General features: G+C 63.2%; 2 protein-coding genes and 1 pseudogene. All 3 read left to right on the top strand.

Annotated elements, in window-relative coordinates:
- The first annotated feature begins 394 nt into the window (after positions 1 to 394).
- A complete protein-coding gene (locus EN893_RS31850; RefSeq protein ID WP_127268402.1) occupies positions 395 to 1,414 on the top strand; it encodes an MBL fold metallo-hydrolase in 1,020 nt (339 codons plus the stop codon).
- Positions 1,415 to 1,497: 83 nt separating this feature from the next.
- Entirely contained in the window at positions 1,498 to 1,659 is a 162-nt protein-coding gene (locus EN893_RS31845) for a DUF1328 family protein (RefSeq protein WP_013528842.1), read from the top strand.
- Positions 1,660 to 1,753: 94 nt separating this feature from the next.
- Positions 1,754 to 1,892 (top strand): annotated as a pseudogene (locus tag EN893_RS31840) (diaminopimelate epimerase); the annotation flags it as partial.

Below are 1,892 nucleotides of genomic sequence, written 5' to 3'. Positions count from 1 at the left end.
GGTGACGGCGGGCGCGGCCTCCAGCGGTGCCGGCTGCTGGTCATCCATCGAGGAAAAACGTGAGGTCGAACAGCCCCTCGCAACGAGCGCCGCCAGCGATACGGCCACCAGACCGGTTTTCGAAAAAGTCATTCCAACCTCCGTCGGATCCGGCTGGGGGGAAGCCGTCCGCACAATCTCACCCCCACCAAGATGGAGAAGGTGGCGAAATTTCAACCCGATATGGTTAAAATACAGTTTGCAGCAAGAATTGTTGCAAATTTATCGCAATCGCGACGGCTGACCGTTTGTCGCGCGTCGCTTGGGAATTCCGGTCAACACTTCGTCGGTGGACGCTTGCGCGAACCGCCTTAGCGCCTATGTCTGGAAAACGAAACCCTGCTGGAGCCGCAAATTGGCCGCGAGAAAGACTGCCGCCAATCGCTATTACAGCGGCCCGCCCAGCGACCATTTCGACGGCGCATTGTTCTTCAATCCCGACGGCCGGCCACCCGGCCGTTTCGCCGACCTGCTGAAATGGCAGTTGAATGGCCAGCGCTCGAAATGGCCGGCGAGCGATGCAAGCCCCTTTCCGCAGGCGAAACCGACGGCTCGGGTCGAGGGCGCCGCGCTGGAAGTGACCATGGTTGGTCATTCCACCTTGCTGGTCCAGACGGCCGGTCTGAACATTCTTACCGATCCGGTGTGGTCGCTGCGCGCGTCGCCGCTTTCCTTCGCCGGACCAAAACGCATCAATGCGCCAGGCATCGCCTTTGCCGACCTGCCGCCGATCGACCTCGTGCTGGTCAGCCACAACCATTACGACCATCTCGACCTCGCCACGTTGAAGCGGCTGAAGGCCGGCCACGACCCGCTGGTGCTCACTCCGCTCGGGAACGACGCCATCATCGAAGCCGCCGTGCCCGGCATGCGACTGTCGGCGCATGACTGGGGCGACAGGGTCGGGATCGGCGATGGCGCCGCCGTCCATGTCGAGCCGGTGCATCACTGGTCGGCGCGTGGCGCCCGCGACCGGCGCATGGCGCTGTGGGCCGGCTTCGTCGTCGAAACGCCTGACAGCAAGCTCTATTTCGCCGGCGATACCGGCTTTCACAATGGCATCAACTACCGGCTGATGGCTGAGAAACATGGCGGTTTCCGCTTCGCCATCCTGCCGATCGGCGCCTATGAGCCGCGCTGGTTCATGGCGCCGCAGCACCAGAATCCGGAGGAGGCGGTGCAAGGCATGACGCTGTGCAATGCCGCCCATGCCGCCGGCTGTCATTGGGGCACCTTCCAGCTCACCGACGAGCCGATCGACGAGCCTGCGCGCAAATTGACCGAGGCGCTTGACGATCAAGGCATCCCGCGCGAGCGCTTTCGCGCCTTGCGGCCGGGCGAGGTCTGGGATGTGCCGGAGCACATAGCGCCCTGATCCGCATCGGTTTCGACGGAACCCCAGCGCGGCAACCGCGTTTTCAAGTGGTTGAAAAATCTGTCGGTTTGCGAGGCATTGCCATGCTCAAATGGATCATCATTCTCCTGATCGTCGCCGCCGCAGCCAGCCTGCTCGGCATGCCGGCGCTGGCAGGTGCCGCCGCCACCGGCGCGCGGATCCTTATCGGCATCGTTCTGATCATCTTCCTGCTGGTGGTGCTGGGCATTTTCGCCGTCACGTGAGTCCGGCGCTTTCGCCGTGACCAAGCGGCTGCGCACTGGTAATTCCTGCCCGTTTCCGCCATATAGCGCCAAACGGACACGGATTTCCGGAGCAATGGCCAGCACTGCCCCTTTCGCCAAGATGAACGGCATCGGCAACGAGATCATCGTTGCCGATATGCGCGGCCGTGCCGATCGAGTGACGGGGGCGGCGGCGATTGCGCTGAACGCCGATGCCGCGACCAGCTTCGACC

Source organism: Mesorhizobium sp. M7A.F.Ca.CA.004.04.2.1, from assembly GCF_004022825.1.
GTDB lineage: Bacteria > Pseudomonadota > Alphaproteobacteria > Rhizobiales > Rhizobiaceae > Mesorhizobium.
This window is presented reverse-complemented; position numbering and strand designations above follow the sequence as displayed.